We start from the raw sequence: 20,613 nt of genomic DNA on the forward strand, positions 1-20,613 counted from the left end.
TCGAACGAATTCTGGTAGCATTTTGTCACGGCGGAATTTCTTGTTGGTATGGCTTCGACACCCTTATTTTCAAGATCTTTCCGTCGTTTTACTATCCCCTTCGTGAATTTTTCAGGCTAGTCCGGTTTTCTCCAGAAGGCTTTCGCTGGACTGCGATAAAACACTCAGACCAGGCTCAGGCCGTGACTGGCAGCTCGCTGCTGCCGCGGCGGCTGCGAGCGCCTCGACCCACTGGCAAGTCCCGCGCCACCTGGCGCAGCAGTCGCTTGCGGTAGCCGGTGGCCTGGCGATAGCCCTCCAGGGAGGGGAAGCGGCACATGACAATCATCAGGTCCTGCACCAGCGCCAGCCGGGAGACCCCGCTGTAAATGCCCAGGTAGGAGCCGAGCATGGCGGCTATGCTGCGGCTCAGGTGCATGTAGTCGCTGTTGATGACGATGCCCTGGCGGCTCATGATGGCGCCGAGGCCCATGGCCAGTTCCAGGCGCCGTTTCAGCCCGTCCACGCCTTCCTGGTACAGCACCAGGGCAAAGTCCATGCCCAGCGGCGGCAGGCGGGCATCCTCAAGCGCCTCTTCCACCAGGGCGAGCATGGTGGCGCGACTGGCCTGTAACTCCTCAGGACGGGTGCCAAGGCCGATCATGGCGTCGGTAATGGCCGCGGCGTCGGCGGCGAAGATGGCCTGCAGGTAGCGCAGCGCCGGGCGCCAGATCGGGGCGAGGTCGACGCTGTTGCCCCAGTCGATAAAATACAGCCGCTGGTCAGCGTCCACCAGCAGGTTGCCCGGGTGCAGGTCGCCGTGGAACTCCTGGTAAATAAACATGTGCGACATCACGGTATGGAGGAAGGCCCGCCCTACCCGGCGCCGGCTGCGCAGGCTCTTGCGTTTGCCCATGCCCTTGAATGCCGTTCCCAGCCCCTGGGCGGCATCGACGTATTCCATTTCGATAATGCGCCGGGTGGTCTGGTACACCCGGGGCACGTGCCAGCCGCCGGTGTACTCGGCGCGTTCAGCAAAGCGCGCCTGCACTGCGGCCTCGGCCTCGAAGTCGAGCTCGGCGCGGAAGCCCTCGACAAAAACATCCACCTGGTCCAGCCAGGAAGAAAGAAAGGGCGACAGCTTGGAATGCGGCGCCCAGTACTGGCTGCTGAGGATCGCCAGCTTGATCACGGTCTTGCCGATCAGGAACTCGCGTTCCAGATTGTGACGGCCCACCTTGACCACCACCGTCTGCAGCTCCTGGCGACCGCGCCGGTTCAGGACCGGTTTCTCGGCCACGTATACGGACGCAATGGAGCCGGATTTCAGCGGCTTTGAGGCATCGAAATCGTAATAGCGCTTGCCCGGCAGCACCCCGAAACTCTCCAGGAAGGCCTGCTCCACCTCCGCCGGGGTCATGGGTTCGACGTCCTCCTGGAAAACTGCCAGCGCCTCGCTGATCTGGTCGGGGAGGAAATCGGAACCGGAGGCAGCCACCTGCGCCATCTTGATAAAGAAGGGACCGAATTCGCGCACCATTTGCGCCACGATCTCGGCCTGGGTCTTGAAGTCCTCGGGATCAGTGTCGAAAAACTGGCGGATATAGGCCAGCGCGCCGATCTGCCGGCGGAAGATATCCAGGTCAGAACGGAGCACAGCGGTCTGGCCGACAATTTCCCTGAGGTGACGATTATTACTGTCGCGCATGTGCTTGAGCTGGTTGATCACATCGACCAGCAGGGGCTCGTAGGCATTGACCACGATACGCGCCACATCCAGGCTGATCTCGCCGAGGCCCTTCAGTTCCGGTTCGCTCATCAGGTCGTTGAAGAACGACCAGAACTCCTCGGTGACCTGCTCGGGTATGGGAATCACCGAACGCGCGGTGACCTGGTCCATCAGGAAGCGCAGCAGGTTTTCGGTGCTCTCCTCATTGGGCAGGATATTGTCGTCCCGCAGCCGCCGGGTCAGCTGGGTTAACTGGGAGGTCAGGGGGTGATCCTGCAGGGAACTGAACAGGGCATCCAGGGCGCTGTGTAATTCCGGCTCGGTGATGTCGGCGCGCCGGTTGATAAGGCTGGCCAGCGGGCGCATGGCGACGTAAATCCGCGCCATGCCGGAAGCGTATTCGCCGGTGGAGCGCAATATCCGGGTTGTCTGCTGCCGAAGCGCGGGAAGCAGCTCCTCGAGATTTATCGTATTTTCAGCATCCCCGGCGGGATCGGATTGTGACAAAACTGCTTCCCCGCCGCGTTAGCGGCGACAATGACATCGTTTTCGTAGCGGGACGCGCACGGCGGGCAGTGTCGCTGCATGCCGGGTGAGCCTGGCTGACATTGTCCCCGAACGACCGCCCGCTAACAAGAGCTCAGCAGCGACATTCAGGCAATCAGGGAAGCACTTTTTTATAGGGTTTCACCTTGAGCTTCTCGGTCACCCCGCCCACGGTGTAGGGGTCGGCCTCGGCCCAGGCCTGGGCGGCTTCCAGGGAGTCAAAATCGGCGACGATCAGGCTGCCGGTAAAGCCCGCCTCGCCCGGGTCTTCGGCATCAACCGCCGGGTGTGGGCCGGCGATCAGCAGCCGCCCCTGGTCCACCAGTTCCTGCAGGCGCTCGAGATGCGCGGGGCGGTGGGCCTTGCGGCCCTCAAGGCTGTCTTTTACATCCTGGGTAATGATGGCGTACCACATGCGTCGTCCTCGTTGCGGCTGGAACTGGTTCCGGAGCCGCTATTATGGCCTGCTGCGGCTGACATTCAACAGACCGTGCTCAAACTGCCGGGTTAACAGCTCGCGCATCCACGCGTTCGCCGGGTCCTGGTCGGCGCTGCGATGCCAGTAGAGATTGAGCGCCAGCGGCTCGACCTCAAACGGCAACGCGCAAACCACCAGCCCCGGATAATCCAGCGCCGACGCCGGCGCCGTCCACAAAAGTTGACTGCCGGCGGTAATGGCCGCCGCCACCGCATAGTGCTGTACCCGCATTTTCACCGAGCGGCGCTGGCCGCGATTATGCAGCGCCAGATCGACCTGCCCCCTGCCCCGGGCCCGGCTCGACACATGCACGTGCTCGGCGCCGAGATAGTCACTCATGTCCGGGGCTTTTCCGGCCAGCGGATGCGTGGCGGACAGCGCCAGACGATAGGGGATACTGCCGAGCTGGACCTGCTCCAGCTCGCGGGCATTGAGCTGGGGCACATCGATCAGCAGGTCCAGGTCGCCGGCTTTCAACTGTTCGACCGAGAGGTCACGGCCCTGGTAGAACGCGTGGACGCTGACGCCAGGTGCCCGGTCGGCAAGCGTCCGCTGCAGACCCGGCAGCACCAGGCCCTGGGCCAGGTCATTCATGCCCACCCGGTACACCTTGGCCGACTCGGCCGGGTCAAAGCGGTGCTGGCCACCCACGCTTTTCTGCAACAGCGCCAGGGCTCGCTGGATATCGGCGCTTACCGCGTCCGCCACCGGCGTCGGCTGCATCCCCCGGGGGCCGCGCACGAACAGGGGGTCGTCAAAGGTCTGGCGCAGGCGATTGAGGGCATTGGATACCGCCGGCTGGGTGAGGTGCAGGCGCTGGGCGACCCGGGTTACCGACCGCTCCCGGTAGAGTGTGTCGAAGACCACGAACAGGTTCAGGTCGACCTTGTCCAGGCGCATGATCAGCAGGCCTCAATATAAACCACATGAATGATAGCTCATTATAGAAATAAATTTGAGTGATTTATTGGCTGGCCTTACCATCGCCGCTTTAACCCCGGAGGATTTTATGTACCAGTTCAGTCAGCAATCAGTCGAGTTACAGCAACGCCTGCAGGCCTTCATGGATGAGCATATCTATCCCAACGAGGCGGCCTACGCCGGGTATCTGCACGCCGCGGATAATCGCTGGGCGCCAGTACCACTGATGGATGAATTGAAGCAGAAAGCGCGGGATGCCGGCCTGTGGAACCTGTTTATTCCGCCGTCACTGGCCAGTTTTGCCGACCATGACGGGCTCTCAAACTTCGATTACGCCCCCCTCGCCGAGCTAATGGGCCGGGTGCTGTGGTCGCCGGAAGTGTTCAACTGTAACGCCCCGGATACCGGCAACATGGAAGTGCTGATGAAGTACGGCAATGAGGCCCAGCAGCAGGCCTGGCTGGCACCGCTGCTGGCCGGTGAAATCCGCTCTTCCTACGCCATGACCGAACCCCAGGTGGCCAGCTCCGATGCCACCAATGTGGAATTGCGCATCGAGCGCGACGGCGACGAGTGGGTGTTGAACGGCCGCAAGTGGTTCATTACCAATGCCATGTACGAACGCACCCGCATCCTCATCGTGATGGGCAAGTCCGACCCGGACAACCCCAACCGGCACCAGCAGCAAAGCCAGGTGCTGGTGCCCAAAGACACGCCCGGACTGGAACTGGTGCGGCCCCTGACCACCCTGGGTTATGACGATGCGCCGCTGGGCCACGCGGAACTGCGTTTCGACAATGTACGGGTACCGGCAGAGAATATCCTGCTGGGTGAGGGTCGCGGCTTTGAAATCGCCCAGGGACGGCTTGGCCCGGGCCGCATACACCACTGCATGCGACTGATCGGCATCGCCCAGCGCTCGCTGGAGCTGGCCTGTGCCCGCGCCGAGCAGCGCGAAACCTTCGGTCGCAAGCTGTCCCAGCACCAGTCGGTGCGCGAGGACATCTCGCGCTGTTACTCGGAAATCGAGATGGCCCGGCTGCTGGTCCTCAAGACCTGTGCCAGGATGGACGAGGTCGGCGCCAAGGGCGCCATGGACCTGATCGCGGCATCGAAGACCAGCGTGCCGCTGATGATGCAGCAGGTCATCGATCGCTGCATGCAAATGCATGGGGCCGGCGGCCTCACCGAGGACTACTGCATGGCTGAAGGGTTCAACTATGCCCGCTGGTGCCGCCAGGCGGACGGCCCGGACCAGGTGCACCAGATGGCACTGGGCAAAATGATCATCAAGCGCTTTACCGAGGAGTGATACCCAGCATGAACCCAAGCATCGAACAACGTTTCAACCTGCAGGGCAAGGTGGCCCTGGTGACCGGCGCTTCCAGCGGCCTTGGCGCCCATTTTGCCCGCACCCTGGCCGGCGCAGGTGCCACCGTGGTCGCCGCGGCCCGGCGCCGGGAAAAGCTACAGGGCCTGGTGCAGCAGATCAAGGATGCCGGCGGCAATGCCCTCGCGGTCGCCATGGACGTCACCGACGCTGCCAGCGTCACCCGGGCACTGGATGCGGCCGAGCAGGACGCCGGGGCTATCGATATCCTGGTCAATAACGCCGGGGTGGCGGGTTCCCGGACCTGCCTCAAGGAGGACGAAGCCAACTGGGATGCCGTCATGGAGACCAACTTGAAAGGCGCCTGGCGGGTTGCCCACGGGGTTGCCAGCCGCAACGTCGCCGCCGACCACCCCTGCAGTATCGTCAATATTGCCTCCATTCTCGGCATACGGGTTGGTTTTGGCGAAAGCACCTATGCCATTTCCAAGGCTGCGGTGGTGCAGATGACCAAAGCCATGGCCCTGGAACTGGCGCGGAAACAGATTCGCGTCAACGCGCTCTGTCCCGGCTACTTTGCCACCGAGATGAACGCCGGCTACCTGGAGTCCGAGCGCGGGCAGGACTACCTCAAAACCACCACCGCCGGGCGCATGGGTGAGCTGGACGAACTCAGTGGCCCGCTGCTGCTACTGGCTTCGGAAGCCGGCAGCTTCATCAACGGTGCCACTATTCCGGTGGACGGGGGCCACCTGGTAGGCTCCCTGTAAGCCGATGTAATTGAGGGCCGGGCCTCGACTCGGCGATACTTTGTGCCTGTCACAGGATTTTTCCATGGATTGACAGCACATAAGGAGCCCCCTTGATTATCAGCCTCAACATCAGCAACGCCGAACACGTCCAACACCTGTTCCGGCGTTATCCCCGGGCCGTCTACGGCCTCGCCCTGCCCTACAGCAAGGACTGCAGCTATACCGGTGTCCTCTCCCAGGGGGAGGATCTGTTCATCTCGGGACACGGATCAGCGGTGAGCATAGGCCACCAGGAAGGTGAGCCCCGCTTTACCCCGGCGCAAATGGCTGACTGGCTGGAGCAATGGGTGTTGCCCTGCAACTACTGGGGCAACATCTATATTGCCGCGCCGGGTGCGCGGGCCGATTATCTCGATAGCCTCCTCAAGGTGCTTGGTCCGGCCTTTGCCGGCCGCCTACGCGGCCAGTTCGACCTCGCCTACAGCCAGCTCAATCCACCCGAGGAGGACACCTGGATCAGGGTCGCCTGAGCCGCCGGCCTCAACTTTGCCCGAGACCGGGCGGCCTGTTCAGCAGGCATAAAAAAACCCGGCATAAGCCGGGTTTTCTGGATATGGCATCCCGTAGGGGGTTCGAACCCCTGTTACCGCCGTGAAAGGGCGGGGTCCTGGACCACTAGACGAACGGGACGCAACACTCTGGCCGTGCCAGAAGACGCGCATTATAAGGAACAAAACGGGCAATGCAACCGTTACCGCTATATTTCCGTGGCATTATTTTGCCGCCTGCGGTGTTCCTCTCTCACGCTCTCCAGCCAGGGCCGTTTTCGCTCTGAACAGGCCCTAGTACTTGAACTTGGTATCCAGCTGGATGCGATCGTAGCTGAGGGCCCCGCCGCGGTCCGCCAGGTTCTTCTCTCCCGCCTCGTTGTCCAGGAACCAGGTCAGCCCCAGGGACCACTGTTTGTTGATGCCGTAGGCGCCGCTCAGAATGTGCCCCTTGCCGTCGGTACCGCCGCCGGAGAAATCGGAGTCGCTGAGCAGGCCCAGTACCGCGTCCGCCTCCAGGTCCCGGTACTGGTAGCCTATTGCCCAGCTGCCCTTGCCGCTGGCCTTGCCGAGGCTGATACCCACAAGCCAGCCGGTGTCGTAATCGTCCGCGTCCTGGTTGTTAACCCAGTTGGCGTACACCGCCAGGGGCATATCAAACACATTCATGGCCAGGTCACCACCCACCTCGATCATCTGGTAGTCATAGCGGTAGACCTCGCCCACTGAACTGTTGCCGAAGAACTCGGGCTCGTCATCGTCACCGTAAAACGGACTGCGCCCCGCCGTCGGGAAATCGTGATAGGCAATACCCGCAGTCAGGGTCGCCTCGCCGAGGGTGAGACGGGTGCCACCCTGGAGGCTCCAGCTGAAGGTATCGTTGCCGCCGCCGCTGTCGCTTTCCAGCCAGTTGCCCATGAAGCTGGCGAACAAACGGTCCGCTGAGTAGCCGGCGCTGATGCCTTCCGGCCGCCAGTCGCTGTCCCACAACAGGCCGCTCTTCTGGGGTCGGTACAGGGGGTTGGAAAACTTGCCTGCCTGCAGGTACAGCTGTTCGCTGGCGTTCCAGCGGAAGTAGGCCTTGTCCAGGCGCACGTCCTTGGTGCTGCCGCCGCCGCCAAGGCTCTGGTTGGTCGATACCGGATCATCACCACCAGTCGCCACCCCCAGACCCACCTCGGTATTGTTGGGCAGGGCCGCCGCCAGCGCCAGGCGGGCGCGGATACGGTTGCGTTCCCGGCGGTCCCTGTTCTCCACATCGATGGACTCGTAGCGGTAGCGGAAGTCGCCTTTGAGCGCGATATTCTCCGCCCAGGAGGCCGATTCGCTGCGCGCCTGGAGGGTGCTGACATCGGCCTGCAGCTGCGACAGGTCCTCCTCCACCACACGGGAATCCCTGAGGCGGGCGTTTTCCGCCTCCAGCGCCTGCACCCGGGCGGCCATGTCAGCAAACTCGGCCTTGAACTGTTGCCACTCCGCATCGGAAACCGCTGCCTGGGCGCCCGCACTGGCGCCGGCCACCGCTGTGGCCAGTATCGCTGCGTTTATTGCTTTCATGGTGATCCCCCTGATGACATTTATATGACGCTACTGTGACGAGATGCGCGCAGAATAAGGCACTCATATGTCATTTTTATGACAGCGGTGCCACTTCTGGCAAAGAATACTGCGGAAGCAGTACCGAATACAGCCGCGATGACCGGGCCGGCTTTCCGCGTGGCGGTCTGCCCCTAACCAAAGCGGCCGGTAATGTAATTCTCGGTCAGCTCATGGGCGGGCATGGTAAAGATTTGCTTGGTGTCCCCCACCTCGATCAGCCTGCCCAGGTGGAAGTAGGCGGTGCGCTGTGACACTCGCGCCGCCTGCTGCATGGAGTGGGTGACGATGGCGATGGTGAAACGCTCCTTGAGTTCGTCGATCAGTTCCTCGATGCGGGCAGTGGCAATCGGGTCCAGGGCGGAACAGGGTTCGTCCATAAGAATCACTTCCGGGCTGACTGCGATGGCCCTGGCGATGCACAGCCGCTGCTGCTGTCCGCCGGAGAGACCGGTACCCGGCTTGTCGAGCAGGTCCTTGACCTCGTCCCACAGGCTGGCCCGACGCAGGCTCTGTTCGACGATCTCGTCCAGCTCCGCCTTGTTATGGGCCAGGCCGTGAATCCTGGGGCCATAGGCGACGTTTTCGTAGATGGACTTCGGAAAGGGGTTGGGTTTCTGGAATACCATCCCTACCCGCGCCCGCAGCAGGACGGTGTCCTGGCCGGCAGCGTAAATGTGCTCGCCATCGAGTTTGATGTCGCCCTCGACCCGGCAGATCGGGATGATGTCGTTCATCCGGTTCAGCGAGCGCAAAAAGGTGGATTTGCCGCAACCGGACGGCCCGATCATCGCGATCACCTCGTTCTCGCCGATATCCAGCGACACATCCATAATGGCGTGCTTGTCGCCGTAATAGACATTGACATTGCGGGCCGACATTTTCGGCTTGTCGATCAGGGGGGTACCCGTGGTCCGGTAGTCGCTGACATCGGTGTGCTCGTGTATATCAAGCCCCGCTGCTTCAGCGGGCACAGTGCCGTAGGTCGTTGCTTCCGATGCCTTCATTTTTAAAGAGCCCTGCATGTTTAAACCTGTATCCTATTTTAATTCAAAGCGCTTGCGCAGGTAGATGGCCAGCGCATTCATCAGAATAAGGAAACCCATCAACACCATAATGGCGGCTGAGGTCTTTTCCGTGAAACCCCGCTCCGGGCTGTCGGCCCAGAGGTAGATTTGCACCGGCAATACCGTGGAGGGGTCGGTGACGCCCGCGGGCACGTCCATGATGAAAGCCACCATGCCAATCATCAGCAATGGCGCCGATTCACCGAGAGCCTGGGCCATGCCAATAATGGAGCCGGTGAGAATACCGGGCATGGCGACCGGCAACACATGGTGAAACACCGTTTGCAGCCTGGACGCCCCTACCCCCAGCGCAGCCTGGCGAATCGAGGGTGACACGGACTGGATCGCAGCCCGCGAGGTAATGATGATGGTCGGCAGGGTCATCAGAGACAGCACGATACCGCCGACCAGTGGCGCCGAGCGCGGCAGCTCGAAAAAGTTGATGAATACTGCCAGCCCGAGCAGGCCAAACACTATCGACGGCACCGCCGCCAGATTGTTGATGTTGATTTCAATCAGGTCGGTCAGGCGGTTGCGCGGCGCAAACTCCTCGAGATAAACCGCGGCACAGACCCCGATCGGGAAGGCCAGCAGGAAGGTCACCAGCAGGGTAAAAAACGTGCCCTGCAGGGCGGCGCGAATACCCGCCAGCTCCGGCTCCCTGGAGTCACCGTACTTGAAAAACTGGGTATTGAAGGAGCCGCGGCTGCGGTCGTTCTCGCGCAGGGTATCCAGCCAGTCCATTTGCACATTCTTCAGCTTGCGCTCCACTTCCGGGATATCGCGACTGACCTGCCCTTTCAGGTAGGCCGCCGCTTCCGAGTGGGCCAGCAGCCAGATATCGCGGGTCTGCCCGATCAGGGAGGGGTCGGCCAGAACCCTGTCGCGCAACTCGAATTCGGCGCCGATACTCACTATCCGATACAGCTGGCGCTTGTCGCGACGGCTCGTCACCTCCGGGAACATCTCCCGCAGGGAGTGTTTGACGATAGCGGCAAAGTTGGCCCGGGAGATATCCTCCGCGGAGGGCGAATCACCCAGGCCCAGTGTGTCGGCATCAAACTGCACGGCGATGTTCAGGTGCTGCTGGGTAAAGGCCGGCGTCCCCTTGCTGACAATGTCGAACAGGAGGATGAACAGGAAGACAAAGCCGGCCAGGACCGCCAGCTGCCCGTACAGCTGAAACCGTCGCTCACGGGCATAACGCTTTTTCAGCGAGGCCTGGATCAGCTCGGTGTTTTTGCAGGTTTCCTTACTCATATTGCTCCCGGTACCTGCGCACTACATACAGGGCGACGACATTCAACAGCAGGGTCACAAAGAACAGCACCAGGCCGAGGGCAAAGGCCGCCAGGGTCTTGGGACTGTCAAATTCCTGGTCACCCACCAGCAGGGTAACGATTTGCACGGTAATGGTGGTCACCGCTTCCAGCGGATTGATGGTCAGTTTTGCCGATAGCCCCGCTGCCATCACTACAATCATGGTTTCGCCAATGGCCCGCGACACCGCCAGCAAAATCCCGCCGACGATGCCCGGCAGGGCTGCGGGCATCAGCACCTTGCGAATGGTTTCGCTCATGGTGGCGCCCATGCCCAATGAGGCCTCGCGCATGGAATCCGGAACGGCACTGATAATGTCGTCGGAAAGCGACATGACGAAGGGAATGATCATAATGCCCATGACCAGTCCCGCCGCCAGAGCGCTCTCGGAAGCCACCGACAGGCCCAGGCTCTCGCCCAGGTCGCGCAGGAAGGGAGCCACGGTCAGGGCCGCGAAGAAGCCGTATACCACGGTCGGTACGCCGGCGAGAATTTCCAGCACCGGTTTGGTCACGGCCCGGAATCGGCGGCTGGCGTACTCAGACAGGTAAATCGCCGACATCAGGCCGACAGGCACCGCTATCAGCATGGCCACGAAGGAAATCAACAGCGTGCCGACCAGCAGGGGCACGAAGCCGAAGGAGCCGGAGGCGCCAACCTGGTCGGCGCGAATTGCCATTTGCGGGCTCCACTGCAGGCCGAACAGGAAATGGCTGATGTCGATGACCTGGAAAAAGCGAACAGCCTCGAACAGCACCGACAGGACAATACCCAGGGTGGTCAGTACCGCAATGAAAGAGCAAATGAACAGCATCCAGGTGAAGATGCTCTCAACGTGATTGCGGGCGCGAAAGTCGGGTCGGACCCGCAGTACCGCGAGCGCACCGCCCAGTATCGCCACCACTGTGACCAGCAGCATCTTGAGCATCCTGCTGGTCGCGACAAGTTCATTGTAATAGGCAGCGCCCTGCAACTGGGCCCCGGTAAGCACACTGGCGTCGACGCTCCCCAGGGCATGCGCCACCAGCTGGTTGTAGTACAGACCCTGTTCACTGGCGGGCATGGCCTGGACTTCCGCGGGCAGGGTCGCCACCACCAGGTTCCGGAGCACGGTGGATTCCAGCACCAGCCAGGCCACGAACAGGACCAGGGCTGGCAGGCCCGCCCACAGCGCGGCCATATAGCCGTAGTGTTTGGGCAGCGAATTCAGCGTGGTGAGACCACCACCGGCCATGCCCACCAGGCGGGAACGATGGCGACCGACATAGAAGCTGACAGCGCAGAGGGCCAGCAAGGTGAGAAACACAGTTGATGTCTGCATGGTGGATTCTTCAACAAAATGTGCGCCGCCGGGAACGACGCACGGTTTAGAGCATGAAAGTCCCTGGCCGAACGGGTGCCTTACAGTGCCAGTCGTTGCAACGCAGCCACGTCGGCCTGTACCTGCGCCAGTTCCTCATCATCCAGGGGGATCAGCCCCTTCTCCGGGAGGTAACCGTCCTCACCCATGGCGCGGTCGGAGGCAAATTCAGCGGCGTACTCCTGGATACCCGGGATGCGGCCCACATGGGCGATTTTCACGTAAAAATACAGCGGACGGGACACAGGATAGTCACCATCGGCGATCGTGTCGAAGTCAGGTTCCACGCCATCGATCAGCGAGCCCTGTACCTTGTCGCCATTCTCGTCCAGGAAACTGTAACCGAATATGCCCAGGGCATCGGGATTGGCTTCCAGCTTCTGTACAATCAGATTGTCGTTCTCACCCGCTTCAATATAGGCGCCATCCTCACGCACCGAATAGGCGATGGTCTTGAAGACATCCTTGCCAGAGGGCGCCTTGCCCTTGCGCTCAGCGAGGGCGTCATACATGCCCGCAGGCAGCCCCAGCGCGGCGATTGCGGCCCTCAGCTCGGCGACCTGGCCGCTACCCAGGTCATACAGCGCCCTGAGTGCCGGGATCTGTTTGGCACCGCCCCCCAGGGCCAGTTCGGCGAAGGCGTCGCGGGTGCCGGACGTGGGCGGCGGGCCCAGAACCTCAATCGCCGTTGCCGGCAGTGCCGGGTTGATGTCCTGCCACGATTTGTAGGGGTTGGGAATCAACTTGCCATCCGCGCCGGGCAGGTCCTTCGCCAGTGCCAGGTAAATCTCTTTGAGTGAGAGCGCCATCTGTGGCGCATTGCGCGAGTTGGCGATGGCAATACCGTCGTAGCCCACCAGCACCTCGAGGATATCGGTGACCCCGTTTTGCTGACAATCATCGTACTCGCTCTGCTTGATGCGGCGGGATGAATTGGTGATATCCGGCGTATTGGCGCCGAGTCCCTTGCAGAACAGTTTGAGTCCGCCACCGGAGCCGGTTGACTCGATCTTGGGCGCCTTGAAGTCGGTGGCGCGGCCGAAGCGCTCGGCGACCACGGTTGCGAAGGGGTAGACAGTGGAAGAACCGACAATACTGACGTTGTCGCGGCCCTGTGCCTGGACATGGGTGATACTGCTGCATCCAACGGCCAGTGCGACCGCACCGAGAATCTGCTTTTTCACGTAGAAACACTCCCTGAGACTGGTTTCGGCAAGTTTTGCCCCTGCATTTGCCCGCCAGTTTATTGCGGTAATGTTACGGGAATATGACAGTCGCAAGCGTTTGTTTATACTGGGATTTACTCCTTTTCAGGAGCCAGGCCGCTCAATGATCTCCTCGATCGAATCCTGGTGGCGAATGTCCAGCCCCCGGACCAGATATACCACGTGCTCGGCAATATTGGCGGCGTGATCGCCAATGCGCTCGAGACTGCGCAGGGCCCACATTTCATTGAGAATCGCGCCGATATTGCGCTGGTCCTCCATCATGAAGGTGACCAGGGAGCGCATGGCACTGCCGTATTCCTTGTCGACATCGTCATCTTCCCTGATCACCGCGATCGCCAGGTCTATATCCAGCCGGGCAAAGGCGTCCAGGGCCTTATGCAGCATGGAAGCCACGTGGGCACCGATATGGCGGATCTCGATGTAATTGGTCGGCGACACACTCTCTTCCGCCAGGCGAATACCCTGGCGGGCGATTTTTGCCGCTTCATCGCCGATCCGCTCGATGTCGGTAATCACTTTAATAGCGGTGACCACCAGCCGCAGGTCGCTGGCGGCCGGCTGGCGGCGGGCAAGGATGGTGGCACACTCGTCGTCGATGCGCATTTCCATCTCGTTGACCTCGTGGTCGCGGTTGATAATCTCCTCCGCTTCCCCGGTATCCCTGGCAATCAGCGCGGCAAGTGCTTCAGTCAGTTGTTTTTCCACTTTGCCACCCATTTCCAGCAGGTGGTTTTTAATCTGCTCCAGCTCGTTATTGTAGTTCTCCGAGATGTGCTGCTTGTAATCTTCTTGCTTCAGCATGGTCGCGTCCTCTATTTGGCTATTCAGCTCTGTGCGGGAAAGACAAGGGAGAATGTACTGCCCTCACCGAGGCGGCTCTCAACCTTTAATTCCGCCCGGTGGCTGGCGGCCACATGTTTGACGATTGCCAGCCCCAGACCGGTGCCCCCGGTAGCAGAGGCCCGGCTGTCCTCGACCCGGTAAAACCGCTCCGTCAAGCGCGGGAAATGGGCGGGGTCGATGCCGATTCCCCGGTCGCGGACATCCAGACGGTAATCCTCCCCTTCCTTGCGCCAGGAAGCAAATACCTCTCCACCCCGGGGGCTGTATTTGAAGGCGTTGAGGACCAGGTTGGAGACTGCACTGTACAGCTCGCGGTAGTCGCCCTTTACCCGTTGCGTGCACTGGACGTCCAGCCTGAAAGGCCTGTCCGGATAGATAGTGCTGACCTCCTGCTGCAACTCTTCCAGCAGGGCAGCCATATCCACCCACTCGTTCTTCTCCCGGCGTTCCGCGGTTTCAATTCGCGACAGCCAGAGCAGGTCCTTGAGCAGTGACTCCATGCGATGGGACTGCACGGCCATCTGCTGCAGCGCGTTGCTGTAAGGGGCCGGCAGCGCACTGCTGTCGCCGAGAATGGTGTCCAGGTAACCGCTGATCACCGTGAGCGGGGTGCGTAACTCGTGGGACACATTGCTGACAAAGTCCCTGCGCATTTGTTCGGTGCGAACCCGGTCGCTGACATCGCGTATAAACAGCAGGGTGTCACCACCGGCAAAGCGGGTAACGATCAATTGCAGGAAAGACTTCGTCGACCCGCCGGCTTCAAACACCAGCGGCTCGGCGTATTCCCTGGCGTCCAGGTAGCGGATAAACGCCGGTTCGCGCACCAGGTTGGTGATGGCCTGGCCAACATCATCCGGGTAGCGCAGGCCGAGCAGCAGCTGCCCGGCCTCGTTACACCAGCGTATCGCCCCGCCACTCTCCACGATTACCACCCCGTCACGCATGGCGGCAAAGGAATCCAGCAGGTAGTCGACGGTGGATTGCAGCCGCTCCTGGGCGGCGTTGGCCTCCCGCCGCTGTTTGTGTACATGACTGACGATGGCGCCCCAGATACCGTGGAGGTCCGGTGGCGGGCGGGAGGTGTCACGCAGCCAGCGCTCGAGCAGCCAGATCTGCCGCGACCAGAACAGCAACACGGCGCCTGCGGCGACGCTGGCGCCGGCCAGCGTATTGCCGTAATACCAGCCGACGCCAGCGCCGGCCATCACTACCAGCAAAATCCGCGATATCGGCGTGAACCAGTGCATGACCGCTGTTTAACTCCTGCTAGAGTCCGCGGGAGGAGAAGCGGTAGCCGGTTCCACGCACAGTCTGTATCAGGCTGGAGTAGTCGGCGTCGGCGGTCTGCAGGGCCTTGCGCAGGCGGCGGATATGCACATCAACGGTGCGCTCCTCCACATACACGTTGGCGCCCCAGACCTGGTCCAGCAACTGGCCGCGGGTATAGGCGCGTTCGGGGTGAGACATGAAGAACTGCAGCAGGTTGAACTCGGTAGGCCCCATATCGATGGCGTTCTCCCCGGCAAAAATGCGCCGGCTCTCACCGTCGAGGACCAGTCCGTTAACTTCCATCCGGCCCTGGGCGAGACCGCTGCTGCTGCGGCGCAACAACGCGCGAATGCGGGCAATCAGTTCCCGCGGGGCAAAGGGCTTGGTGAGGTAATCATCCGCGCCCACGTCCAGGCCCTGGATGACGTTGTCTTCGGTGGTTTTGGCGGTCAGCATAATGACCGGGACTTCCCCGGTATTCCCGTCCCGCTTCAGTCGGCGCAGCAGCTCGAGGCCGCTGCCGCCGGGCAACATCCAGTCCAGCAGGATGATATCGGGGCGCTCGTCGACGATCAGCGTGTAGGCGTCCCGGATATTATCGGCCTCGATACAGCGGTACTCGGCAATTTCCAGGGCCATACGCAGCATCTCGCGAATGGCGCATTCATCATCGACAATCAGTACTGTGCTTTCAGACATGACTGCTTGGCTTCCTCATTCTGGCGAATGCAGGTATTAGATGATGAAATTGTGACAATTAGATGACAAATTGCCAGCTAATGCCCCGGCGCGTCAGCTATTTTCACGGAAATGAGCGCCAATCCACCCTCCCGAACAGAAATCCGGGAGAGTGCCGGATTCTTAACGGAGACTGGCGTTGATGTTTTTCAACATCTGGTTACCGGGGCAAAGGTCGTCTTCCGTCAGGGTATTCAAGGGCCGGCGGGTTGTTTCCATCACCTCGTGCAAATCCCTGGAGTCCTTGTTCAGGTAGATCAGACCGGTAAGGATGTCGCCCGCGGTGCGGTGTTTTTCCATGTTGATCAGCGCCGAGGTGCGGTCGAAGGGGTCCAGGTCCTCATCCATCTTGTAGAGGTGGATACTGGAGCCGTCGTGCAGGGTGACCTCGTGACTGGAACCCGCCTCGTAAGCGGTGGTAATTTCCTTCTGCATGGGAACGAAATCCACTGTCCCGGTAGCCTCCGCGTGGTCGCGCACAAACTCGTAGCTCTTGGTGGAGCCCGGGTTATTGTTGAAGGTCACGCAGGGTGACACCACGTCAATCAGGGCAAAGCCCCGGTGGGAAATGGCGGCCTTGATCAGCGGCACCAGTTGCTCCTTGTCACCGGAAAAACTGCGGGCGACAAAGGTGGCGCCCATTTGCAGGGCAGTGGCGCACAGGTCGATGGCGCTGTACATGTTGGCGTCGCCTTTCTTGCTGACCGAGCCTTCATCGGCGGTGGCGGAATCCTGCCCCTTGGTCAGCCCGTAACAGCCATTGTTCATGACGATATAGACCATGTTCAGGTTGCGGCGCGCAACGTGGGCGAACTGGCCCATGCCGATTGAGGCGGTGTCGCCGTCACCGGACACCCCGAGATAAATCAGGTCGCGGTTGGCCATTGCCGCGCCGGTGACTACCGAGGGCATGCGCCCGTGCACAGAATTAAAGCCGTGGGACTTGCCGAGGAAGTAGGTCGGGGCCTTGGATGAGCAGCCGATACCGGACAGCTTGGCGATTTTGTGCGGCTCTATGGAGAGCTCGTGACAGGCGCGCACAATCGACCCGGAGATCGAATCGTGGCCACAGCCGGCGCAGAGGGTGGAAATGGAGCCCTCGTAATCAGCCTTGGTGTAGCCCAGGTCGTTGACCGGCAGCTGGGGGTGGCGAAACTTGGGTATCTGGTAACTCATGCTGACTCTCCCGCCGAGCTGGCTATCTTGGTAAGGTGCAGGGGTTTGGGATCCCCCTCCTCCAGGTACTGCTTGATCTGCTTGCGGATATTACGCGCGCTGATCGGCGTGCCGTCGAAACAGAGCACTGACTTGAGCTTGTCCGGGCCAAACTCGAACTCCGCCATCAGCAGGGTGCGCAGCTGGGCGTCGCGGTTCTGCTCGATCACATATACCTGGCGGTGATCCTCGATAAACTGCTTCACCTCGTCGTTGAAGGGAAATGCTCGGACCCGCATGGCGTCCAGGTGCACACCGTCCTTCTCGGCGAGCTTGTCCAGGGCTTCCCGGGAGGATTCCTCACTGGTGCCGAAGTACAGCACCGCCTCGTCGGTCTCTTCCCTGGCTTTGACGACCTCGGGCTCGGGCACGTACTCCTTGATGGTGTCCCACTTGCGCATCAGCCGCAGCATATTGTTTTCGTACTCCTCGCCTTTCTCGGTATATACCGCCTGTTCGTCACGGGAGGTACCGCGGGTGAAGAAAGCACCGCGCTCCGGGTGGGTGCCCGGATAGGTCCGGTAGGTGATGGCATCGCCGTCAACATCGAGGTAGCGGCCAAACTCCACGCCCGCTTCCAGCTGTTCCGTGGTCATTACCTTGCCCCGGTCGTAACGGCGGCCCTCATCCCAGGCCAGGGGTTCGGACATGTTGTCATTCATGCCCAGGTCCAGGTCGGTCATCAGGATGATCGGGGTTTGCAGGCGTTCGGCCAGGTCAAACGACAGGGCGCCGAAGTCAAAGCACTCCTTGGGGGTCGACGGAAACAACAGCACCTGCTTGGTATCGCCGTGGGACGCATAGGCGGTGGACAGGATGTCCGACTGCTGGGTGCGCGTCGGCATGCCGGTGGAGGGCCCCGCGCGCTGGACGTCAAACAGGACGGTCGGGATCTCGGCGAAATAGGCCAGGCCCAGGAATTCACTCATCAGGGAGATTCCGGGACCGCTGGTGGCGGTAAACGCCCGGGCGCCGTTCCAGCTGGCGCCAATGACCATGCCTATGGCCGACAACTCATCCTCGGCCTGGACAATGGCGTAATTGCGGCTGCCGGTGCCCGGGTCGATGCGCACCCGGCGGGCGTACTTCTCGAAAGCGTCGACGACCGAGGTCGACGGTGTGATCGGGTACCAGGCGGCAACGGTAGCACCACCGTAGATGGCTCCCAGCCCGAGCGCGGTATTGCCGTCCAGCAGGATTTTGTCACCGACCGCGTCGGCCTTCCTGACCTGGATGCCAATGGGGCAATCGAGGTTGTTCCTGGCCCACTGGTGGCCCAGTTCCAGGGCGTGGATGTTGGGCAGGACCAGTTTCTCCTTGCCCTTGAACTGGTCTGCTACCAGGTCGGTGAGCACCTTGAAGTCCATGTCCAGCAGGGCCGCCAGTGCGCCCACGTAGATCACGTTCTTGAACAGCTGGCGCTGGCGGTGATCCTGGTACTCGTCGTTACAGATGCGGGTCAGTGGAATGCCGATGATATTGACGTCGTTGCGCACCAGCCGCAGATCCAGGGGCTTGGTGTTGTCGTAGATGAAGTAACCACCGGGCTCCACCTCCTGGATGTCCTGGGCCATGCTCTGGGGGTTGACCGACAGGGCGATGTCTATCCCGCCGCGGCGCCCCAGGTAGCCCTTCTCGCTGACCCTGACCTCATACCAGGTGGGCAGGCCCTGGATATTGGAGGGGAAGATGTTCTTCGGGCTGACCGGCAGGCCCATGCGGAACAGGGCCTTGGCGAACATATTGTTGGCGCTGGCCGAACCGGTACCATTGACGTTGGCAAACTTGATGACGAAGTCGTTGACGGACGTGATCTGTTTCATGGTTACTGGCCCGCCTTGGTGACGTTGTAAAGGAATTTCTGCATGTCCCAGGCCGAGGTCGGGCAACGCTCGGCACAGAGCCCGCAGTGCAGGCAGACATTCTCGTCCTTGACCATCACCCGCGCAGTGGGCAGGTCCTGGGACACGTACAGGTCCTGGGCAATGTTACCCGCCGGCGCCGACAGGCTGGCACGCAACTGCTCCTCTTCGGCGTTGGCGGTGAAGGTAATACAGTCAGTCGGGCAGATATCCACGCAGGCATCGCACTCGATGCAGCGCGCTTCCTCGAACACGGTCTGCACATCGCAATTGAGGCAGCGTTCCGCCTCCTTGTAGGCAGTGGCATGGTCAAAGCCCAGTTCCACTTCCATCTTGCGATCCGCCAGGGTTTTCTCCAGCGGCGCCAGCGGCACGATGTAACGCTGGTCCGCTGCCACGGCGTTGTCGTAGCTCCACTCGTGAACCCCCATCTTCTGGCTGGCCAGGGTGACACCCGGCGCGGGCCGCTCGGCAACGGACTCGCCGCGGCACAGCAGGTCTATGCTGATCGCGGCCTGGTGGCCATGAGCCACCGCGGTAATGACGTTTTCCGGGCCGAAAGCAGCGTCGCCGCCGAAGAACACTTTCTCATTGGTCGACTGGAAGGTGGTCTCGTCCACCACCGGCATGTCCCACTTGTCGAACTCTATGCCCAGGTCGCGCTCAATCCACGGGAAGGCATTCTCCTGGCCAATCGCCATCAGCACCACGTCAGCTTCCATGAACACCAGCGGTTCGCCGGTGGGCACCAGGGAACGCTTGCCGTCCGCGTCGTACCGGGCCTCCACTTTCTCGAAGTGCATACCCTTGAGTTCGCCGTCCTCGACCACAAACTCCTTGGGTACGTGGTTGTTGTAAATGGGGATACCCTCGTGCATGGCATCCTCCTTCTCCCAGGGCGAGGCTTTCATGTCCTCAAACGGGCTGCGGACCACAACCCGGACATCCTCGCCACCGAGACGTCTGGAGGTGCGGCAGCAATCCATGGCAGTGTTGCCGCCACCGAGCACCAGCACCTTTTTCTCGATCTTGTCGGTGTGTTCAAAGGCCACACTCGCCAGCCAGTCGATACCCAGGTGGACCTGGTCGGCGACGTCCTCGAGGCCCGGCAGGTTCAGGCCCTTACCGCGCGGGGCTCCAGTGCCGACAAATACCGCATCATAGCCCTTGTCGAGAATTTCCTGCAGGCTCTCGACCTCGATGTCGAAGGTGGTATTGATGCCCATATCCAGGATGTAGTTCACTTCCTCGTCAAGCACCTCGAGGGGCAGGCGGAAAGACGGAATCTGGCTGCGCATCATGCCACCGCCAGCGAACTGGTTGTCGTATACATCGATGATGTATCCCAGGGGCGCCAGGTCACGCGCCACCGTCAGCGAGGCGGGGCCGGCGCCGATCAGGGCGATGCGCTTGCCGTTTTTCTGCTTCGGGATGGCCGGCAGCTGGTCGCTGATATCCTGCTTGTTGTCCGCGGCGACCCGCTTGAGCCGGCAGATGGCTACCGGTTCCTCGTCGTCACCCTCTAGCCTGCCCCGGCGGCAGGCCGGTTCGCAGGGGCGGTCACAGGTGCGGCCCAGTATTCCCGGGAACACATTGGACTGCCAATTGATCATGTAGGCCTCGGTGTAGCGCTCTGCCGCGATCAGGCGTATGTATTCGGGAACGGGCGTGTGCGCGGGACAGGCGTACTGGCAGTCGACTACCTTGTGGAAGTACTCGGGATCTTTAATATCGGTCGGTTTCACATCAGGACTCGTTATTCAAGTTTCGGGCAGCGCCCTTGAGCGTGGGCGCAAACAGCAGAATTGTGGCACATGTGGGCGGCCAA

General features: G+C 61.3%; 17 protein-coding genes and 1 tRNA gene. 3 read left to right on the forward strand and 15 right to left on the reverse strand.

What is annotated here, in order from left to right; genetic code table 11:
• Positions 1-175: 175 nt before the first annotated feature.
• From DWB85_RS03150 to DWB85_RS03160, 3 genes are all read right to left on the reverse strand, one after another.
• Positions 176-2,215, reverse strand: coding sequence for an AarF/UbiB family protein (locus tag DWB85_RS03150; protein ID WP_133300554.1), 2,040 nt, complete (start codon positions 2,213-2,215; stop codon positions 176-178).
• 154 nt (positions 2,216-2,369) lie between these two features.
• Positions 2,370-2,669, reverse strand: a complete 300-nt coding sequence (locus DWB85_RS03155) for a YciI family protein (protein WP_117952760.1) — start codon at positions 2,667-2,669, stop codon at positions 2,370-2,372.
• A 42-nt stretch (positions 2,670-2,711) separates the two neighbouring features.
• Positions 2,712-3,632, reverse strand: coding sequence for a LysR family transcriptional regulator (locus DWB85_RS03160; protein ID WP_117952761.1), 921 nt, complete (start codon positions 3,630-3,632; stop codon positions 2,712-2,714).
• A gap of 109 nt (positions 3,633-3,741) precedes the next feature.
• Between DWB85_RS03160 and DWB85_RS03165 the strand changes: the two genes are divergently transcribed.
• The 3 genes from DWB85_RS03165 (at position 3,742) to DWB85_RS03175 (ending at position 6,265) form a co-directional block, all read left to right on the forward strand.
• Positions 3,742-4,965 (forward strand): acyl-CoA dehydrogenase family protein, encoded by a 1,224-nt coding sequence (locus DWB85_RS03165; protein WP_117952762.1) that lies wholly within the window; start codon positions 3,742-3,744, stop codon positions 4,963-4,965.
• An 8-nt stretch (positions 4,966-4,973) separates the two neighbouring features.
• Positions 4,974-5,753 (forward strand): SDR family NAD(P)-dependent oxidoreductase, encoded by a 780-nt coding sequence (locus DWB85_RS03170; protein WP_117952763.1) that lies wholly within the window; start codon positions 4,974-4,976, stop codon positions 5,751-5,753.
• 92 nt (positions 5,754-5,845) lie between these two features.
• Entirely contained in the window at positions 5,846-6,265 is a 420-nt protein-coding gene (locus tag DWB85_RS03175; RefSeq protein ID WP_117952764.1) for a hypothetical protein, read from the forward strand.
• Between the two features lie 84 nt (positions 6,266-6,349).
• Here the strand turns inward: DWB85_RS03175 and DWB85_RS03180 are convergent.
• The 12 genes from DWB85_RS03180 to DWB85_RS03235 all read right to left on the reverse strand — a co-directional run bounded on the left by DWB85_RS03180 (position 6,350) and on the right by DWB85_RS03235 (position 20,530).
• Positions 6,350-6,425 (reverse strand) — tRNA-Glu (locus tag DWB85_RS03180).
• Positions 6,426-6,577: 152 nt separating this feature from the next.
• The gene (locus DWB85_RS03185) at positions 6,578-7,840 is read right to left on the reverse strand and encodes a putative porin (protein WP_117952765.1); all 1,263 of its coding nucleotides are present in this window, start codon (positions 7,838-7,840) and stop codon (positions 6,578-6,580) included.
• A gap of 173 nt (positions 7,841-8,013) precedes the next feature.
• The gene (gene pstB, locus DWB85_RS03190) at positions 8,014-8,760 is read right to left on the reverse strand and encodes a phosphate ABC transporter ATP-binding protein PstB (protein ID WP_239017216.1); all 747 of its coding nucleotides are present in this window, start codon (positions 8,758-8,760) and stop codon (positions 8,014-8,016) included.
• 159 nt (positions 8,761-8,919) lie between these two features.
• Positions 8,920-10,206, reverse strand: coding sequence for a phosphate ABC transporter permease PstA (pstA, locus tag DWB85_RS03195; RefSeq protein WP_117952767.1), 1,287 nt, complete (start codon positions 10,204-10,206; stop codon positions 8,920-8,922).
• Entirely contained in the window at positions 10,199-11,587 is a 1,389-nt protein-coding gene (gene pstC, locus DWB85_RS03200; RefSeq protein ID WP_117952768.1) for a phosphate ABC transporter permease subunit PstC, read from the reverse strand. The genes pstA and pstC overlap by 8 nt, the downstream gene beginning before the upstream one ends.
• A gap of 80 nt (positions 11,588-11,667) precedes the next feature.
• Positions 11,668-12,810, reverse strand: coding sequence for a substrate-binding domain-containing protein (locus DWB85_RS03205; protein WP_117952769.1), 1,143 nt, complete (start codon positions 12,808-12,810; stop codon positions 11,668-11,670).
• Positions 12,811-12,936: 126 nt separating this feature from the next.
• Positions 12,937-13,656: a phosphate signaling complex protein PhoU gene (gene phoU / locus DWB85_RS03210; protein WP_117952770.1), complete on the reverse strand. Its 720-nt coding sequence runs from the start codon at positions 13,654-13,656 to the stop codon at positions 12,937-12,939.
• Positions 13,657-13,679: 23 nt separating this feature from the next.
• The gene (phoR, locus tag DWB85_RS03215; RefSeq protein ID WP_117952771.1) at positions 13,680-14,948 is read right to left on the reverse strand and encodes a phosphate regulon sensor histidine kinase PhoR; all 1,269 of its coding nucleotides are present in this window, start codon (positions 14,946-14,948) and stop codon (positions 13,680-13,682) included.
• A 19-nt stretch (positions 14,949-14,967) separates the two neighbouring features.
• Positions 14,968-15,669: a phosphate regulon transcriptional regulator PhoB gene (phoB, locus tag DWB85_RS03220; RefSeq protein ID WP_117952772.1), complete on the reverse strand. Its 702-nt coding sequence runs from the start codon at positions 15,667-15,669 to the stop codon at positions 14,968-14,970.
• 162 nt (positions 15,670-15,831) lie between these two features.
• On the reverse strand, positions 15,832-16,884 hold the full coding sequence (locus DWB85_RS03225; RefSeq protein ID WP_117952773.1) for a 2-oxoacid:ferredoxin oxidoreductase subunit beta: 1,053 nt from the start codon (positions 16,882-16,884) through the stop codon (positions 15,832-15,834).
• Positions 16,881-18,746, reverse strand: coding sequence for a 2-oxoacid:acceptor oxidoreductase subunit alpha (locus DWB85_RS03230; RefSeq protein ID WP_117952774.1), 1,866 nt, complete (start codon positions 18,744-18,746; stop codon positions 16,881-16,883). Before DWB85_RS03230 ends, DWB85_RS03225 begins: the two co-directional genes overlap by 4 nt.
• A gap of 2 nt (positions 18,747-18,748) precedes the next feature.
• Positions 18,749-20,530, reverse strand: a complete 1,782-nt coding sequence (locus tag DWB85_RS03235; protein ID WP_117952775.1) for an FAD-dependent oxidoreductase — start codon at positions 20,528-20,530, stop codon at positions 18,749-18,751.
• Between the last annotated feature and the right edge of the window lie 83 nt (positions 20,531-20,613).

Source organism: Seongchinamella sediminis (assembly GCF_003457605.1).
Taxonomy (GTDB): Bacteria; Pseudomonadota; Gammaproteobacteria; order Pseudomonadales; family Halieaceae; genus Halioglobus; species Halioglobus sediminis.